The 17394-nt window shown below is 75.0% G+C and carries 12 protein-coding genes; 9 read left to right on the top strand and 3 right to left on the bottom strand.

The genetic code is table 11. The features are described 5' to 3' along the window. Positions 1–319 precede the first annotated feature (319 nt). The gene (locus IF55_RS27990; protein WP_048832602.1) at positions 320–757 is read left to right on the top strand and encodes a winged helix-turn-helix transcriptional regulator; all 438 of its coding nucleotides are present in this window, start codon (positions 320–322) and stop codon (positions 755–757) included. A 152-nt stretch (positions 758–909) separates the two neighbouring features. Further along, positions 910–3084 (top strand): restriction endonuclease, encoded by a 2175-nt coding sequence (locus tag IF55_RS27985; protein WP_030891372.1) that lies wholly within the window; start codon positions 910–912, stop codon positions 3082–3084. 65 nt (positions 3085–3149) lie between these two features. On the opposite strand, the gene IF55_RS27980 is transcribed toward IF55_RS27985, so the two are convergent. Both IF55_RS27980 and IF55_RS27975 read right to left on the bottom strand, forming a co-directional pair. Next, positions 3150–3767, bottom strand: a complete 618-nt coding sequence (locus IF55_RS27980; RefSeq protein ID WP_030891375.1) for a GNAT family N-acetyltransferase — start codon at positions 3765–3767, stop codon at positions 3150–3152. A gap of 128 nt (positions 3768–3895) precedes the next feature. Continuing rightward, entirely contained in the window at positions 3896–4279 is a 384-nt protein-coding gene (locus IF55_RS27975) for a hypothetical protein (RefSeq protein WP_063764053.1), read from the bottom strand. Positions 4280–4472: 193 nt separating this feature from the next. Between IF55_RS27975 and recQ the strand changes: the two genes are divergently transcribed. Further along, positions 4473–6575, top strand: a complete 2103-nt coding sequence (gene recQ, locus IF55_RS27970; RefSeq protein WP_078645339.1) for a DNA helicase RecQ — start codon at positions 4473–4475, stop codon at positions 6573–6575. Between the two features lie 105 nt (positions 6576–6680). On the opposite strand, the gene IF55_RS27965 is transcribed toward recQ, so the two are convergent. Beyond that, entirely contained in the window at positions 6681–7718 is a 1038-nt protein-coding gene (locus IF55_RS27965) for a methyltransferase (protein ID WP_245661466.1), read from the bottom strand. 703 nt (positions 7719–8421) lie between these two features. Between IF55_RS27965 and IF55_RS27960 the strand changes: the two genes are divergently transcribed. The 6 genes from IF55_RS27960 to IF55_RS27935 all read left to right on the top strand — a co-directional run bounded on the left by IF55_RS27960 (position 8422) and on the right by IF55_RS27935 (position 17319). Next, positions 8422–9063 carry a C39 family peptidase gene (locus IF55_RS27960; protein WP_030891386.1) on the top strand — a complete coding sequence of 214 codons (642 nt, stop codon included), beginning with the start codon at positions 8422–8424 and terminating at the stop codon, positions 9061–9063. Positions 9064–9175: 112 nt separating this feature from the next. After that, positions 9176–11161 (top strand): S1 family peptidase, encoded by a 1986-nt coding sequence (locus tag IF55_RS40865; RefSeq protein WP_245661465.1) that lies wholly within the window; start codon positions 9176–9178, stop codon positions 11159–11161. After that, a complete protein-coding gene (locus IF55_RS27950) occupies positions 11158–13656 on the top strand; it encodes a serine/threonine-protein kinase (protein ID WP_048832598.1) in 2499 nt (832 codons plus the stop codon). The genes IF55_RS40865 and IF55_RS27950 overlap by 4 nt, the downstream gene beginning before the upstream one ends. A gap of 20 nt (positions 13657–13676) precedes the next feature. After that, positions 13677–15119 carry a VWA domain-containing protein gene (locus tag IF55_RS27945; RefSeq protein ID WP_037967508.1) on the top strand — a complete coding sequence of 481 codons (1443 nt, stop codon included), beginning with the start codon at positions 13677–13679 and terminating at the stop codon, positions 15117–15119. Continuing rightward, positions 15083–16048, top strand: a complete 966-nt coding sequence (locus IF55_RS40860; RefSeq protein ID WP_245661463.1) for a hypothetical protein — start codon at positions 15083–15085, stop codon at positions 16046–16048. Before IF55_RS27945 ends, IF55_RS40860 begins: the two co-directional genes overlap by 37 nt. Continuing rightward, on the top strand, positions 16045–17319 hold the full coding sequence (locus IF55_RS27935; protein WP_037967509.1) for an ABC transporter substrate-binding protein: 1275 nt from the start codon (positions 16045–16047) through the stop codon (positions 17317–17319). Before IF55_RS40860 ends, IF55_RS27935 begins: the two co-directional genes overlap by 4 nt. Positions 17320–17394: the final 75 nt, after the last annotated feature.

The raw sequence follows: 17394 nt of genomic DNA, 5'->3' as shown, positions 1-17394 counted from the left end.
CGTCGGCCGTATCCGGGCCGACACCCCGTCACCACAATCCCCACACCAAGGCCACGCAAAATCAACGGCATAAATCCGCCGCACACGTCCCCTCCGCATCGTGCATCCCGCGCCCTCGCCGTACGGTCGAATGCCGGGCGGCGGCGGATCAGGGGAGGGTCGAGGGCCCGGGGAGAGGGGCTGGGCCGGGCGGATCGGGAGTTTCGGGGCGGCGGCGCTGAGAAAGATCACGAGTGCGCCCCGGTGCGGGGCCCGCGCCATGAACACGCAACTGAAATACGGCACTTACAGCAACTCACGGATCGCGAAGGGTACTGACATGTCCACTCTGGAGGCCCGTAACGCCCTCGACATCGCCCGCCGCTCCGACGGCCCCAGCCGCCCGATCCTCGACCAGATCGCCGACAAGTGGTCGATGACGGTACTGGCCGTCCTGGACGAACCCAGAAGGTTCAACGAGATCAAACGCCACCTCGACGGCGTGACCCAGCGCGTCCTCACCCAGACCCTGCGCCGCCTGGAACGCAACGGCATGATCAGACGACGCGTCCTGCCGACCTCCCCAGTCGGGGTCGAGTACTCCCTCACCTCCCTCGGCGAGTCCGTCCGGGAGGTCTTCGGCCAGGTCTACGCGTGGGTGAACGCCAACGCCGACGAAATACGCGCGCACCAGGCGGAGTACGACCGCCGCCATAGCTGTCGCGACGCAGCCGCCAGAAGCGCGGACTCCGGCTCCGCCGTGTCGCTGGTTTCGTAGGGCAGGTGCGCTACCGCCGGTTGTGGCGGCGGGGGCGGTGGGCGGAGACTTGGGGTTGGTGCCGTGACCGGCGATAATTGCCGCGACGAGGCAACGTCTGCCGCCGGGGGCAACGCTTGCCGGGAGGGGCACTAGGGGAGGGCCTGTAGAGCATGAGTCGACGGTCCAGTGGGTTGGTCGGGATATGGGCTGAGGCGCAGCGCCAGCAGCAGCGGCGGGTGGAGGCGCAGGCCCGGTTCGAGCGGGAGCAGGAGCGGTCGCGGCGCGCCCATGAGCGGGAGCTGGCGCGTGGCTACCGCGAGCAGCGGGCGGCCTATCGGCAGCAGCGCGAGGCCGAAGCCTGGCGGCGGACCGAGGAACTGGAGGCGCGGGTCGCCCAGTTGCAGGGGCTGCTGGCCGCGGGCTGCCTGGCTCCGGCGTTCAGTTCGCGTTCGCTGACCCGGTCCGAGCGGGTCGAGGACTTCTCCCCCGGGCCGCTCGCCCACCCCGTTCCGCTGCCGGACCCCGCCCACTACCCGGCGGCCGGCGGATGGACCGCCGCCCGGCGCGCCCAGGCCGAGGCGGAGGCGCGCGCCCGGTACGAGCTGGACCTGCGGGCCGCGCGGGACGCGGAGGCCCGGCGGCAGGAGCAGTTGGCGGTCTATCGGGAGCAGTACGAGGTGCGTGCCCGCGCCCAGGCGGAGGAGGTCCGCCGGCACAACGCCGATGTCGCCGAGATGATGGTCGCCCTTCGCGATGGCGACGCCGAGGCCGCGGTGGAGTATTTCTCCGCCGCTCTGTACGCCTCGACGGGCTGGCCGGAGGAATTGCCGCGCCAGGTATCCGCCGCGTACGACTCGAACGCGCGCCAATTGGTGCTCAATTGGGAGCTGCCCGCGTTCGACGTCGTGCCGGCGGCGAAGTCGGTGCGCTACATGATCAACGCCGACCAGGAGAAGGAAGTGGCCCGGCCCGTCATCCAGCGGCGGGCGCTGTACCGGGACGTGCTCGCGCAATGCATGCTGCTGGTGTTGCACGACCTTTTCGCGGCGGACGAGGCGGAGGGGTTCGGCGCGCTGGAATCGGTCGCGCTGAACGGCTTCGTGGACGACCACGACCCGGCCACCGGCCGGCAGGCCCGGATCTTCCTCGCCACGGTCATGGTGTCCCGCGCGACCTTCGCCGACCTGCGGCTCGCGCAGGTACAGCCCGTCGACTGCCTGGTGGACGGGCTCCGCGGGCAGCTCTCGGCCCGCCCCGACCAGGGTGCGGGCGTACGGCCCGGCCGGCTGCCCGAGGACATCGGCGCCGGTGTCGTCACCCACGGCGGAGACGGGGAACCGGATCTGTACGAGATGGACCCCATCGCCTTCGAGTCGCTGGTCGCGGAACTGTTCCGCGCCATGGGAATGCGGGCCGTGACGACGCGGCGCTCCAATGACGGCGGTGTCGACGTCGACGCGCTGGACCCGGCCCCGATTCGCGGCGGGAAAATCGTCGTCCAGGTCAAGCGCTACCGCAATACCGTGCCCCCGACCGCCGTCCGCGATCTGTACGGCACCGTCCAGGACGCCGGCGCCAACAAAGGCGTGCTGGTCACCACGTCCGGTTTCGGGCCAGGCTCGCATACCTTCGCCAATGGAAAGCCGCTGGAATTGGTGTCCGGCGCCGAATTGGTCGACCTGCTGCACCGCCACGGGCTGCGCGGACGGCTGGGCCCCGGCGGGCGCGCGGTGCCGGGGCAGCGGCCCGTACCCGAAGCCGAGCACGGCCAGGGCGAGAACGGCCCGGACGGGAACAGCCCGGATGAGAACGGTTCTGACCGCCGCGGCGAGGCGGGCGAGGACGAACACAACATCCTGGGCATGTTCTGGTCCGGCGCTGTCGCCCTGGACGTCTGCGCGCTGGTCTGCCGCGGTGACCGCGTCCTGGACGACGACCACTTCGTCTTCTTCAACAACCCCCGCACGCCCGACGGCACGGTCCGCGCGCTGACGCCCGTCGCCCCGGACAAGGCCGCCGTCCGCGTCGCCTTCGACGCGCTGCCCGCGCGGGCGGACCGCCTCGTCATCGTCGCCGCGGTCGACCCCGTGGCCAACCCCGCGGCCGACCTGTCCGGCTTCACCGCGGCCGGCATCCGGCTGCTGGACCCCGCCGGGGCCCCGCTGGACCAACTGGAGGTCTCCGACGGCCGCCCCGGCGAAACCGCCCTGGTCCTGGGCTCCTTCCGGCGCCGCGCCGGTGGCGACTGGGACTTCGTCATCGGCGGGAAGGGGTACAAGGGCGGCCTGGAGGAGCTGGTCCAGGAGTACGGCATCGAGGTCGCCGAGGACGAACCGGCCCGCTGAACCCGGATGAGCCGCCACGACATCAGCTCGCCGCCGCCAGGAGCGCCAGGGGCAGCGGGTACGGCCTAACGCTCCCGGTCCGGCGCCTCGCGGAGCATGCACCAGGTGCGGGGGCCTCCGTCGGGGAGGCGTACGTCGGCGGTGACGGCGAAGCCGAGGCGTTCGTAGAAGCGGACGTTCTGCTCGCTGGAGGTCTCCAGGAAGGCGGGGCGGCCGGCGTCGGCAGCGGCTCGCAGGCCGGGGCGGAGGACGGCGCTGCCGAGGCCGCGGCGCTGGGAGCGGGGGTCGACGCCCACGGTGGCGAGGAACCACACGGGCTCGCTGGGGCGGTGCGGCGCCAGTACGGCCTCGACCGCCTCGAAGGCGGCGGCGCGGTCTCCCGCCAGCTCGCCGATGAGCGGGCCGATCTCCGCGAAGCCTGGGCTCGGGTCCTGGTCCGGGGTGGTCCAGGCGGCGACGGCGCGGCCCTCGTCGGCGACCCACACGCGCCCGTACGCGAGGCCGATGCGGGAGAGGAAGAGTTCCTGGAAGCGGCCCAGCCGACTCTCGTGGTCGTCGGCCGCGACCACGTGGCGGGTAAAGGGGTAGTCGGCGAACGCGCTGGTCAGCGTCCGTACGGCGGCGGGCAGGTCGTCGGCCGTCGCGGGGCGTACGCGCACGTCCTCGGTGGGTGGCATGGGCATGCCCCGTCCCTTCTGTTCGGCTCGGCCCGGCCGTCTCGGCCGGTGCGGTCGGCTCGGCTCGGTCGGTTCGGTTCGGCTCGGCGCACGAGCCGAGCTGTGTCCGCGCCGGGCCTCCGGACGGTCAACGATCAAGCCCACTGCGCCGTGCCCGCGCCGCGGCTCCTCTTCGAATCCTTTTCCGATTCCGGCCCCGGGCCCGGGCCCGGGGCCGGCGGCTCCGCTTCCTCCGCGCCGCCGTCGAGTGTCGGTGCCACCGCGCCGCCCCCTTCCCGTACCGCCTCCACCGCCGCCTGGTGCAGCGCGCGGCTGGCCTTCTCATCGGGTACGGACGCGGGGCTGCCGGTCATGGTGTACCAGTCCAGCGCCGTGCTGTGCTGCACCGCCAGATAGGCCACCCCGTCGCGCCAGGTCGTGTGCACCGTGATGTCCCCGGTCAGCGTGCCCGCCTCGTCCGTCGAGACGCCGCCAGGTCCCGCGATGACGCCCGTCGTGGTCCACGTCGTCCACTCCATCGCACACACCTTCCAGACATAACATCGCGTAGCCGTGCTTTTAGCGTCTATCCCGTGCCTATCCCGCGCCTATCCCTCTATTTTCCTCTATTTTCCAGCATCAGAGCCCAAAACGCCGGTGGCGGCGGGCGGGCCCGTCCCGGCATCCCGTTCGGCCACCTGAGTGTCAGCGGTCTCTCCTACGATGGCCTGCATGACGGCCCTGGAAATCGGCACCGACGCCCCCCACCCGCCCGAGGACGGCGAAGCCCTGCGGGTGCTGCACCGCGTCTTCGGCTACGACTCGTTCCGGGGCAGTCAGCAGGAGATCATCGAACATGTCGCGGGCGGCGGCGACGCCCTCGTGCTCATGCCGACCGGCGGCGGGAAGTCGCTCTGCTACCAGATCCCCGCGCTCGTACGGAAGGGCGTCGGCGTCGTCGTCTCGCCCCTCATCGCGCTCATGCAGGACCAGGTCGACGCGTTGCGCGCGCTCGGCGTGCGGGCCGGGTTCCTGAACTCCACGCAGGACCTCGACGAGCGGCGGCTGGTCGAGGCCGAGTTCCTGGCCGGGGAGATCGATCTGCTCTACCTCGCGCCCGAGCGGCTGCGCGTCGAGTCGACGCTGCGGCTCCTCGACCGGGGCACGATCTCGCTCTTCGCCATCGACGAGGCGCACTGCGTCGCCCAGTGGGGCCACGACTTCCGGCCCGACTACCTGGCCCTGTCCGCGCTGCACGAGCGCTGGCCCGAGGTGCCGCGCATCGCGCTGACCGCCACGGCGACCGAGGCCACCCACCGCGAGATCGCCGCCCGGCTGAAGCTGGACGGCGCGCGGCACTTCGTGGCCAGCTTCGACCGCCCCAACATCCAGTACCGCGTCGCGCCGAAGAACGCCCCCAAGCGCCAGTTGCTCGACCTCCTGCGCACCGAGCACCCCGGCGAGGCCGGCATCGTCTACTGCCTGTCGCGGTCCTCCGTGGAGAAGACCGCCGCCTTCCTCGTCGAGGAGGGCATCCAGGCCCTGCCGTACCACGCGGGGCTCGACGCCCGGGTGCGCGCCGAGCACCAGTCCCGCTTCCTGCGCGAGGACGGCGTGGTCATGGTCGCCACGATCGCCTTCGGCATGGGCATCGACAAGCCGGACGTCCGCTTCGTCGCCCACCTCGACCTGCCCAAGTCCGTCGAGGGCTACTACCAGGAGACCGGCCGCGCCGGGCGCGACGGCCTGCCCTCCACCGCCTGGCTCGCCTACGGGCTCCAGGACGTCGTGCAGCAGCGCCGGATGATCGACACCTCCGAGGGCGACCAGGCCCACCGCCGCCGGCTCGCCGCCCACCTCGACGCCATGCTCGCGCTCTGCGAGACGGTCGAGTGCCGCCGGGTCCAGCTCCTGGCCTACTTCGGGCAGCAGAGCACCGCGTGCGGCAACTGCGACACGTGTCTGTCGCCGCCCGAGTCCTGGGACGGGACCGTGCCCGCCCAGAAGGTGCTCTCCGCGGTCGTCCGGCTGGACCGCGAGCGCCGCCAGAAATTCGGCGCCGGCCACATCGTGGACATCCTGACCGGCAAGAAGACCGCCAAGGTCATCCAGCACGACCATGACGCGCTGTCCGTCTTCGGCATCGGCTCCGAGCTGAGCGGGCCCGAGTGGCACGGCGTGGTGCGCCAGTTGCTGGCGCAGGGCCTGCTCACCGTCGAGGGCGACTACGGCACCCTCGTGCTCACCCCCGACAGCTCCGAGGTCCTCGGCGGCCGGCGTCAGGTGATGCTGCGGCGCGAGCCCAAGCCCGCAGCCAAGCCCGGCAAGGCCGCCAAGGCCGCCAAGGGCGCGGCCTCCGCCAAGCGCGCCCCCGTCGACCTGCCGGAGGCCGCCGTCCCGGTCTTCGAGGCCCTGCGCGCCTGGCGCGGCGCCACCGCCAAGGAACAGGGCGTCCCCGCGTATGTGATCTTCCACGACGCCACGCTCCGCGAGATCGCCACCGCCGCCCCGGCCTCGCTGGCCGCGCTCGGCTCGGTCAACGGCGTCGGCGAGAACAAGCTCGCCAAGTACGGGCAGCAGATCCTGGACCTGCTGGCCGAGAGGGCGGGCGGGGCGGAGCCGCCCGAGACGGCTCCCGCGGAGCCCGGCGCCCCCGCGGAGCCCGGCGCCGCCGCGGTGCCCGCCGGCGACGCTCCCCCCGCCGCGGCCGCCCGGCCCGCCGTCCCGGCCGCGGGGGCGGTCCCAGCCGCCCGCCGCGACCAGCCCGTCGAGCCGGGCTGGCCCACCGACGCCGACGAACCGGACTTCGACGAGCCGTACGACCCGGGCTTCTGAGCCGGGCTGGGCGTCACTGGCCGGGCTCGAAGCCTGTCGGGGCTTCTTACGGGCCGGGCCCCGGGCCCTCCGCCTGCCTGCCGGGGCCGGGGGCCGGGCCCGGTGTCAGCTCTCCCGGGCCGCCAGGCGCCACAAGGACGTGACCTCCGCCGCGCGCGCCTCGTGGAGGGGGTCGTCGGGGTCCGTGGCGCGGTGGTGGCGGGGCTTCACGCCCGTACGGTCGACCACGCGCAGGCCCGCGCCCTCGATGGCGGCCAGCAGTTCCGCGCGGGTGCGCAGGCCGAGGTGTTCGGCCAGGTCGGAGAGGATGAGCCAGCCTTCGCCGCCGGGCGAGAGGTGGGCGGCGAGGCCGTCGAGGAAGCCCCGGAGCATGCGGCTGTCCGGGTCGTAGACGGCGTGCTCCACGGGCGAGGTGGGGCGGGCCGGGACCCAGGGCGGGTTGCAGACGATCAGTTGGGCCGGGCCCGGCGGGAACAGGTCGGCGCGTATGACCTCGACGCGGTCGGCGACCCGCAGCCGCTCGGCGTTCTCGCGCGCGCAGGCCAGCGCCCGCGGATCGAGGTCGGTGGCCACCACGCGCCGTACGCCCCGCCGGGCCAGCAGCGCGGCGAGCACGCCCGTACCCGTGCCGATGTCGTACGCGAGGGCGGTGTCCCCGGGCAGCGCGGCGTCGGCGACCAGGTCCACGTACTCGCCCCTGACCGGCGAGAACACCCCGTAGTGCGGATGCACGCGGTCGCCGCCCAGCGCCGGTACGGGGACGCCGCCGCGCCGCCACTCGTACGCGCCGATCAGCCCCAGCACCTCCCGCAGCGACGCGACGCTGGGCCCGTCCGGCGGGCCGTACGCCTGCGCGCACGCCTCCCGTACGTCCGGCGCGCGCCGCAGCGCGATCGTGTGGTCGGCGTCGATCGGCACGAGCAGCATGCCGAGGACGCGGGCGCGCCGCTGCTGTGCCTGGCGGTGCCGGTGGAACGCCTCGGCGGGGGTGGCGGCGGGCGGGCGCGCCGAGCGCCTGCGGCGCGGGCCGCGGTCGACGCGCCGGGCCATCGCGGACAGCAGTTGCCGGGCGCCCTGGAAGTCGCCGTGCCACAGGAGCGCGGTGCCCTCGCAGGCGAGCCGGTACGCCTCGTCGGCCGTCATACGGTCGTCCGCGAGCCGTATCCGGGCGGGCGGCGGCGCGGCGCTCTCGGAACGCCAGCGGGCCGCGCGCCGCGTCTCGTCCCGGTCGGTCCAGTGGATCGTGTCGTCCGTGCTCTGGTGCGTGCTCAGCGAAGGGCCTCTCGTGGATGCGCCACGCTCCCGGGGACAGCCCCGAACCCCCGCGCCGACCCACGGCACCGGGCGCCGCCACCTGCGCTGCGCGCGGCTGTCGGCGGGGCAGGCCGAAGTGGCCGCCCGGGCCGGCGGCACGCGCGTCGAAGTCCGGCAGAGCACTACATTCTGGCCGATCGCGGAACGTGTGACGACCACTTTTTTACGGCGGGAGACCGAGCCCGGTGCCCGGCGCACCACTGCGAGCCCACACGCACGCGTCACCCGCGCCGGGAGCGCGACGCGAGCCGCCGCCGTTGTCCGCCGCGCGAGCGCGGGCTGTTCACCGTGGGAACACCCCGGCCGCCCGCCACGAGAACGCGAGCCGCCCCGGCGTCCGCAGCGGAAGCGCGAGATGTTCACCATGGGAACACCCCGGCCATCCACCACGAGAACGCGAGCCCCCCGGCGTCCGCGCCGGAAGCGCGGGCTGTTCGCCGTGGGAACGGGCCGGCCCCGCACACCGGCTCGGCGGCCGGGCCGTCGTGTCCGGCGCCCGTCGGCCCGGGCCGGCGTCGGCGAGACTGGGGGCATGACAGCCGTCGAGGCGCCCCGCGCCATACGTCACCCCGTCCCCTACTACGCCCAGTGGGAGTCCCCCGGTCTCGTACCGGCGATCATCGCGGGCGACATGCGGGCCGCGGAGGACCCGCTGTGGCAGAAGTCCGGGGCGGTCACCGCCGAGGAGTACGGGTTCTGGTCCTGGCGGATGTGCGGGATGGCGTGTCTGCGGATGGCGCTCGACCACTGGCGCGGCGGTGCGCCGCCGTCCGTCGTGCTCGCCGAGGAGTGCCGGGAGGCCGGTGCGTACGTGCGGCACGCGGACCGGGTGGACGGGCTGATCTACGCGCCGTTCGCCGCCTACGCCCGGCGGCGCTGGGGGCTGTTCGCCGAGTCGCGCCCGGAGCTGACCGCGGCGGAGGTCCGCGCCGAGCTGGCGGCGGGGCGGCTCGCCATGCTCTCCGTGCACCCCTCCATCCGGACGCCGGGCGGCGCGCCGCCGGCGACGCGCGGCGGGCATCTGGTGCTCGCGGTGGGGGCGGACGACGGCCATCTGCTCATCCACAATCCGTCCGGATTCCCGGGCGCTTCGCAGGAGTTCGCCCGCGTCCCATGGGACGCGCTCGGCCGCTTCTACGCCGGGCGAGGGGTCGTCCTCGGCCCGCACGCCTGAGGCCCGCTGGCCCGCGCGACGCCCCCGCCGCCCCCGCGTCCCGACGCCCCGTCAAGCTCCCCACGAGTCGGACCGCGCCTGTGGGGCACCGGCGCGCGTATGCTGTCGTCACATGGGGGCGGACTTGGGACACCCCGCCAACCTCCTTCCGCACAGCGGTCTTTGGCGGGTACGCATCCGTGGTCGAAGATCCGGCGCCGTCCTGGGCGCGGGGATTCTGCTGGACACCGACACCGTGCTGACCTGCGCGCACGTCATCGCCGACCAGCACGGGCGGCCGGACCCGAGCGCCGAGGTGGCCGTCGAACTGGCGGCGGCGCGCGACGCGCGGCCGGTGTCCGCCCGGGTGGCCGAGGACGGCTGGAAGCCGCAACAGGCCGATCTCTGCGCCGATGTGGCGCTGCTGAAGCTCGACGTCCCGCAGCCGCCCGAGTACGCCACCTCCCTGCACCGGCTGCCGCCGACCTGGCGGCGGCCCGTCAACATGTACGGCTTCCCCGGCTCGAACGAGAACGGCATGCTCTTCCGCGCCACCCTCGACGGGCCGGCGGGGCCGCGGTCCGAGTGGGTGCAGATGACGCCGGACACCCCGGCGGACACGGTCCGGCGCGGGTTCAGCGGCGCGGCGGTGGAGGTGAGCGACACCGGGCACGTCATCGGCATGGTGGTGAGCCGCTACGACGATCCGGCGGACGCCGTGCCCACCGGGCAGCGCCGCTCCCTCTCGTACATGATCCCGACCGAGACGATCCTGTACCACCTCCCCGTCGTCGCCCAGTGGGTGCACGGCAGGCAGAGCATCGACCGGCGGCTGGTCTCCGAACTGGCCAACGGCGCGCAGGACGTGCGGCTCGCCCGCCGCCTCACCCGCTGGCTCCGGCGCGGCAGCCTCGGGCTGCCGGGCGGCGGGGCCGCGCCCGTACGGAACGGCGGCCACGCGCCCGTACGGGACGGTGGGCGCGCGCCCGTACGCGACGGCGACCACGCGCCCGTACAAAACGGCTTCGACGCCACCGGCCACGGCGCCCGCACCGGCGGCGTCGGCGGTGACGGCTTCTTCAAGGACGTCGAGTCCCTAGTCATCACCGACGAGGAGCCGGAGAAGTACGAGACGCTCCGCCGCGCCGTGACCCTCGCCGGCCGCGAGCTGTCCGGGGGGCATTCGCTGCCGCGCGTGACCCGGCATCCGCGGGGCACCGTGCCGCCGGTCGGCAGCGTGGACCTGGCCATCGTCGCGCAGGACTGGACCGCGCCCGAACTCGCCCGGCTGGTCGCGGACCGCATGGAGCTGAGGACGCACGACGGCGCGTCGCCCGCCGACCTCATCCGTACGGGCACGGTCCCCCTCACCATCGTGGCCGTCGGCGTCGACCGGGCGCCGGACCCGGACGGGCTGCTGCGCACCCTCGACCTCCTCGCCTCCCGCGGCGGGAAACTACTGCTCGTCTTCCACGACCCCCGCGCCCCCGGACTGGCCCTCGCCGAGGAGCTGTTCCGGCCCGACCCGGAGCGCGTGGACGCCTGGCTGACGCGGTTGGGCGAGCAGGTCGAGCGGGTGCGGTCGGCCGGTGAGGAGGCCCGGAGCCACGCGGGCGATCTGCACCTCACCCGGAGTCTGCTGCGCGCCGACCCCGAGCTGCGCAGCTACCGCGTGCTGCCGAAGCTCGCCGCCTTCGAGCGCGCGGTGACCGCCGTGCTGGCGCGGGCCGAGGCGGAGCGGCGGGCGGCGGCGGAGCGGGTACGGGCCGCGACGGAGCTGGAGCTCGCGCGCGGCGACCTGGAGGGGCTGCTCAGCGCCGCCGTCGCGAAGCTGGGGGCGCTGGGGCCCGCCGAGCGGGAGGACATGGTGCGGCTGCGGCGCGCGGCCCGGCAGGCCCTCGACGCCAGGCCGTTCGGCCTGGGCGCCGCCGAGGAGGCCGTATACGCCTTCGCGCGAGCCGTCAGCCGCGCCGAGCACGGCGAGTACGGCGAGTACGACGCGTACGGCGAGCACGGCGAGTACGACGCGTACGGCGAACACGGCCGGCCGCCGGAGGCGGAAGCGGAGGCGGAGGCCCCTGCCCAGCCCCCCGACACGCCCCGAGAAGGCACCTCATGACGCCCGCCGCCCCCTCCCCCGCCGGCCCCCCTTGCGACCGGCCCCCCTGCCCCGGCCGTATCAAGCCCAACGGGTTCTGCTCCGACTGCGGGCGGCAGCCCCTGCAGCCCCCCACCGTCCCTCACACCCCTCTCGCCCCGTCGCAGCCGTCCCCTCCCGCCGTCCCCGGGACCGGCCCCGGGGGCGGCGCCACCGCCGACCTCATCGAGACGGCGACCACCCGTACGGCCGCGCGGGCCCGGCAGCGTACGGCGCGGCTCTTCGCGGTGCGGGAGGCGGGCGGGGGGCTGCTGGAGCTGCCGTACGTCGATCTGCTCTCCCGCGACAGCCTCGTCCTCGACGATCCCCGGCCGCCCTCGCGGGGCCAGGTCTGCGCGAACGAGGGCTGCGGCCACGTGGTCGGCGCGCCGTACGCCGGGCAGCCCGCGCTGACCTCGGGGTTCTGCCGCAACTGCCGCCATCCCTTCGACTTCGCCCCGCAGCTCGGCCCCGGCGATCTGCTGGGCGACCAGTACCGCGTGGTGGGCTGTATCGCGTTCGGCGGGATGGGCTGGGTGTATCTCGCCGAGGACACCAAGCTCGACGACCGGCCCGTGGCGATCAAGGGTCTGATCAACACGGAGGACCGGGCGTCGCTGGAGATGGCGCTGGAGGAGCGGCGCCATCTGCGCACGCTCGACCACCCCAACATCGTCCGCATCATCAACTACGTGACGCACCCGGCCCGCAACAGCCGCCAGGTGACGGGCTACATCGTCATGGAGTTCGTGGGCGGCACGACGCTCGCCCAGATCAAGGAGTTCATCGCGCACGCCGAGCCGCCGTACGACGGGCCCCGGCTGTACGAGCACATCCTCACGTACGGCTGCCTGATCCTGGACGCCCTGGAGTATCTGCACGGCGAGCGGCTCGTGTACTGCGACATGAAGCCGGGCAACGTGATGCACCACGAGGGGAAGATCAAGATCATCGATCTGGGGGCGATGTACCGGCTCGGCGAACCGAAGGAGGGCGGCCGCCCCGTCATCACCCCCCATTACGCGCCGCCCGAGGTCGAGCGGCACGGCTTCGCGGGGCTCGGCGCGCGCTCCGACATCTACAGCGTCGGCCGCACCCTCAAAGACCTCTCGCTGCGGGCGGAGCGGCCCGAGCAGCAGCCGCCCGGCCTCGCCGCCACCTCCTACGAGCACGCCATCGCCCGCGCCACCGCCCCCGACCCGCGGCAGCGCTTCGCCTCCGCCCGCGAGATGGCGGAGCAGTTGCGCGGCATCCTGCGGGAGACGCGTTCGCTGCGGCTGGAGGAGGAGCACCCCGAGCCGTCCACGCTGTTCGCCCCCACCGCCGCGCTCCTCGACGCCTCGCTGGGCCGCATCCCGCCGCTGGAGCACTGGCTCGACGCCGCGCCCGCCGGCGGCGGCCCCGCCGCCCTCGCGCCGCGGCCGCTCGGACACGGGCTGCCGGACCCCGACCGGGTGGTGCCCGGTCTGCCCGTGCCGTTCCCCGACCCGAAGGACCCCGGCACCCCGCTGCTGATCACCCCGACGGACGCGGGGCCGCGCCGCCTCATCGAGCAGCTCGACGCCTCCCGGTACGAGCCGGAGTCCCCCGAGATCCAGTTCCGACAGTGCCGGGCGCACCTGGCGCTCGGCCGGCTGCCCCTGGCGGCCCGGCGGCTGGCGAAGGCGCGCCGCGTCATCGGCGCCGGCGACGCCCCCTACGACTGGCGGCTGAGCTGGCACCGCGCGCTGCTGCTGCTGGCGCGCGGCCAAGTGGAGGTCGCGGCGCGGCAGTTCGGACGCGTCTACCGGGTACTGCCGGGCGAGTACGCGCCGAAGCTCGCGCTCGGCTACTGCTCGGAGCGGCTGGGGAACCTGGCCTCGGCCGAGTGGTTCTACCAGGCCGTGTGGCAGCGCAACCGGTCGCAGGGCAGCGCCGCGTTCGGGCTGGCGCGGCTGCGGCTGGCGGCCGGCGACCGGGACGCGGCCGTGCGGGTCCTGGACGGGGTGCCGATGGTCTCGCGCCACTACGACGCCGCGCAGCTCGCGGCGGTACGCATCCGTGCCGGGCGGCTGGGCCCGGCCCCGTACCGGCTGCCGTCCGTCGAGGACTTCCAGGACGCGGTGCGCCGGCTGCCGCGCCTCGACCTCGACGACGGGCAGCCCTCCGGGGAGGCCCGCGACCGGCTCAACGCGGAGGTGCTCCAGACCGCGCTGGACTGGGCCCGTACGCACTCCGCCGACGAGGTGCGGGCCGCCGCCCGGGGCTTCGCCGCGCCGCTGTTCGCCGCCCCGCGCTTCGCGCCGCCGCGCCCCCGCCGGCGCCCCCGGCGCGGCCGCCGCCGGACGGCGCAGGCCCGCCCGGACCCGGAGGCGGCGCTGCGCGCCCTGCTCGAAGCCTCGCTGCGGCGCATCGCCCAGCGGCAGGCCCGTACCGCCGACGAGCACGGGGCCCTCGTGGACCGTGCCAACTCCATCCGCCCGCTGACGAGGGCCTGACCGCACGACACGGGGACCAGATGAGCGAGATCACGGTGCGGGTGCACCAGAACAAGTACCTGCCGGCCGCGGCGGGCCGCGGCGAGATGCACGCCATCGTGACGGTCGCCGCCCGGGGGCTGGGCCCGGCGGCGGCGCACACCGAGGCCAGCGAGGTCATCGTCATCGACTGCTCGTCGTCCATGAGCTGGCCCCCGACGAAGATCGCCGCCGCCCGGCGGGCCACCGCCGCGGCCGTCCGCCTGCTCCGCGACGGCACCCGCTTCGCCATCGTCGAGGGCACCGAGCAGGCCCGCGTCGCGTTCCCCTCCGGCGGTGAACTCGCCGTCGCCGGGCCCGACTCCAAGGAGCGGGCGGTCCGGGCCGCGTACCGGCTCGACGCCACCGGCGGCACCGCGATGGCCACCTGGCTGGCGCGCGCGGGCGAGCTGCACGCCGCGCACCGCGTCCCGATCCGGCACACCCTGCTGCTGACCGACGGCAAGAACGAGCACGACCCGCCCGGCCGGCTGGACGAGGTGCTGGCCGACTGCGCCGGCCGCTTCATCTGCGACGCGCGCGGCATCGGCGAGGACTGGGACCAGGCCGAGCTGCGGCGGATCGCCGCCGGGCTGCACGGCCGGGCCGACGCGGTGCGCGACGACTCCGACCTGGAGGCGGAGTTCCGGGCGCTGGTGAGCAGCGCGATGGCCAAGTCCCTCGCCCAGGTGCGGCTCGTCGTCCGGCACCGGGCCGGCAGCGAGCTGCGGTTCGTCCGGCAGGTCCACCCCACCCGCGCCGACCTCACCGGGCAGGGCGGGTACGGAGACGGGGTCGGGGACGGGCGGACCTGGTCGTACTCCGCCGCCGCCTGGGGCGACGAGGTCCGCGAGTACCACGTGTGCCTGACCGCGGACCCGGACGGCGACCCGGTGGACCAGGACGTGGAGCTCGCCGCCGTCGAGCTGGAGCCCACCGGAGAGGCCGCGCCCCCGGCGCCCGAACCCGCCTCCGTCCTGGTCCGCTGGACGAAGGACCCGCCGCCCTTCCTCTCCGCCGACCCCAGCCTCGCGCACTACGACGCCCAGGCCGAGCTGGCCGACGCGGTCGCCGAGGGGTGCGCGGCGTACGACCGGGGCGACCGCGAGAAGGCCCGGCGGCTGTGGGGCCGGGCGGCCGGGCTCGCCCACACCACCGGCGACGGGCGGGTGCTGGCGCGGCTGGCCCGGCTCGTACGGATCGTCGACGCGCCCGCCGGCGTCGTGGAGCTGCGCGACGACTTCCAGGCCATCGACCTCAGCTCCATCCTCGTCATCAACGACGAGAGCCGCCGCCCGCCCGGCGGCGAGGACGAGCCGGCCCAGGAGCGGCCCGCGGACCCGCCGCCGGACCTCGTCTGCGCCGCGTGCGGGCGCGTCAACCCCGGCGACGCGGCGTACTGCGAGGAGTGCAACAGCCCGCTGCGCGCCGGGCCGCCCGCGTGAGCGGCACCCGCGCCTTCCTCGTCCGCCGGCTGACCGCCCTGCTGGCGCTGACCGCGTTCGCCTTCGCCGCGCTGCTCGCCGCCTACTACGGCGTCAGCCGCAACGCCGGCGCCGTGACCGGCGCCACCGCCCCCGCCATCGTGCAGATCGCCTCGGTACGGGACGCCCTCGCCCAGTCCTACGACAGCGCCCGGCAGGGCCTCGGCCACGGCACCGCCGACATCGAGGGCCCCGGCGAGGACTACCGCAGCGCGCTGTCCACCGCCAACCAGAACCTCGCCCAGGCCGTCAAGGGCACCGTCGCCGGCGACTCCGGCCGCCAGAACCTGCGCACCGCCACCGGCCTGGTCTCCTCCTACGCCGACCTCGTCCAGCAGGCGTACGTCAACCGCGGCAATCCGACGCTGCGCGACGCCTACCTCGGCTACGCGGGCGCCATGCTGCGGTCCGGCGGCGACAGCGGCATCCTCGACCGCCTCGACCAGCTCCAGCGGCGGCAGTCGGGCGTGCTGGACCGGCAGGTGTCCTTCGGCTGGGTGCTGTGGCTGGCCTGGATCGTGGCCGGCGCGCTCTTCGCCGCCCTCGGCCGGCTGCTCGTGGACACCCAGCGCTTCGTGCGCAGGCGCTTCCGGCGGCTGGTCAACCCGTTCCTCGCCGCCGCGACGGCGCTCCTGGCCCTCCTGCTGCCGCTGGCGGTGTTCACCGGCCAGATCCAGGATCGGCTGGAGTCGGCCCGCACGCTCCTGGCCGCCGGGGCATCGGGCCCCGCGACCCCTCAAGTCCTCCCGGAGGTGCGCGACACCATGCAGGACACCCACTGGCGCGCGGGCGTCGTCGGCCTGATCCCGCTGGGCGGCACGGTGCTGGCGGCGCTGGTACTCGCCGGGCTCCAGCCCCGCATCGACGAGTACCGGTTCCAGCCCCGATGACCGCCGCGCCCCGGCCCCGTACGGTCACCGCCGCCGTACTCGCCCTGTGGCTGCTGATCGTGTGCGCCGTCGGCGCGGGCGACGCGCGCTCCCGCGCCGCGGGCGGCGTCACCGTCCTCGCCACCTGGACCGGCGCCGAGGGCGAGGCGTTCCGGCGGGTACTGGCCGACTTCACCGCCGCGACCGGCATCAACGTCGACTACCAGGGCACCACGGCCCTGCGCGAGGTGCTGCTCTCCGAGGTCGGCGCGGGCACCTCGCCCGACATCGCGATCCTGCCGAGCGCCGGCGAGGTCGCCGACTACGCCGTCCGCAAGAAGGCCCTGAAAAGCCTCGACGGCGTGCTGGGCCGCGCGCAGTGGGACGCCTTCGACCCGCTGTGGACCCCGGCGTTCGACGGCCACACCTACGCGTTCCCGGTGAAGGCCGACCTCAAGAGCGTCGTCTGGTACGACCCCGCGCGCCACCGGCCCGGCGAACTGGCCGCCCTCGCCCGCGACGGCCGTCAGTGGTGCGCGGGCATGGGCGACGGCGCGGCGTCCGGCTGGCCCGGCACCGACTGGATCGAGGACCTCCTGCTCCAGCGGCGCGGCCGGGGCGTGTACGAGAAGTGGGCGGCCGGCGAGCTGCCGTGGACCTCGCCCGAGGTCGCCGGCGCGTGGAAGGCGTTCGGCGGCATCTTCGGCGCCGGGCCCGCGAAATCCGCGCTGAACCGCGGCTTCGCCGGCGCGGGGGCCCGCATGGCCGGGCCCTCCCCGCAGTGCGCCATGGAGCACCAGGGCACCTTCGCCCGCGGCTCCTACCCGCCCGGCCTGAAGGCGGACTTCGCCGACTCCGCCCGGGTCCTGCCGGGCGCGGACCGCCGCTCCACCGCGCACGAGGTCTCCGCCGACTTCGCCGCGATGTTCCACGCCACCGCGCAGGCCGAGCGGCTGATGCGCTACCTCGCGTCCGACCGGGCCCGTACGGCGTGGACGGCCGACCCGCCCGAGGGCGCCCTGCCGCCGTTCTTCGTCGACAAGGCGCCGCCGCGCTCCGCGCGCTACCCCGACGCGGTCTCCCGGCGCGCCGCCGCGGCGCTGCACACCCCCGGCGCCCGCTGCCTGGACGCCTCCGACTCCATGCCGCCGCCGCTGCGCACCGCCTTCCAGCGGGCGGTCCTGAAATTCCTCAGCGACCCGGGGCAGGACCTGGACGCCCTGCTCCGCGAGGTCGACCAGGTGCGGGAGCGGGTGCGCGGCGCGCCCTGGCCGCCGCGCGTCTGCGGATGACCCGGCGACGACGGGGGCGACGGGGCGACGGGGCGACGGGGGCAGGGTTGCGCGAGCAGGGGCGGGCCGCGCCGG

This window comes from Streptomyces varsoviensis, assembly GCF_000718635.1.
GTDB lineage: Bacteria > Actinomycetota > Actinomycetes > Streptomycetales > Streptomycetaceae > Streptomyces > Streptomyces varsoviensis.
Note: the sequence above shows the minus strand (reverse complement) of the source record. Positions and strands in the feature narration are given on the sequence as shown.

Coding starts and splice junctions, on each gene's coding strand:
- IF55_RS27990 (WP_048832602.1), top strand. CDS start 320: ATGTCCACTCTGGAGGCCCGTAACGCCCTCGACATCGCCCGCCGCTCC.
- IF55_RS27985 (WP_030891372.1), top strand. CDS start 910: ATGAGTCGACGGTCCAGTGGGTTGGTCGGGATATGGGCTGAGGCGCAG.
- IF55_RS27980 (WP_030891375.1), bottom strand. CDS start 3,767: ATGCCCATGCCACCCACCGAGGACGTGCGCGTACGCCCCGCGACGGCC.
- IF55_RS27975 (WP_063764053.1), bottom strand. CDS start 4,279: ATGGAGTGGACGACGTGGACCACGACGGGCGTCATCGCGGGACCTGGC.
- recQ (WP_078645339.1), top strand. CDS start 4,473: ATGACGGCCCTGGAAATCGGCACCGACGCCCCCCACCCGCCCGAGGAC.
- IF55_RS27965 (WP_245661466.1), bottom strand. CDS start 7,718: ATGACGGCCGACGAGGCGTACCGGCTCGCCTGCGAGGGCACCGCGCTC.
- IF55_RS27960 (WP_030891386.1), top strand. CDS start 8,422: ATGACAGCCGTCGAGGCGCCCCGCGCCATACGTCACCCCGTCCCCTAC.
- IF55_RS40865 (WP_245661465.1), top strand. CDS start 9,176: ATGGGGGCGGACTTGGGACACCCCGCCAACCTCCTTCCGCACAGCGGT.
- IF55_RS27950 (WP_048832598.1), top strand. CDS start 11,158: ATGACGCCCGCCGCCCCCTCCCCCGCCGGCCCCCCTTGCGACCGGCCC.
- IF55_RS27945 (WP_037967508.1), top strand. CDS start 13,677: ATGAGCGAGATCACGGTGCGGGTGCACCAGAACAAGTACCTGCCGGCC.
- IF55_RS27935 (WP_037967509.1), top strand. CDS start 16,045: ATGACCGCCGCGCCCCGGCCCCGTACGGTCACCGCCGCCGTACTCGCC.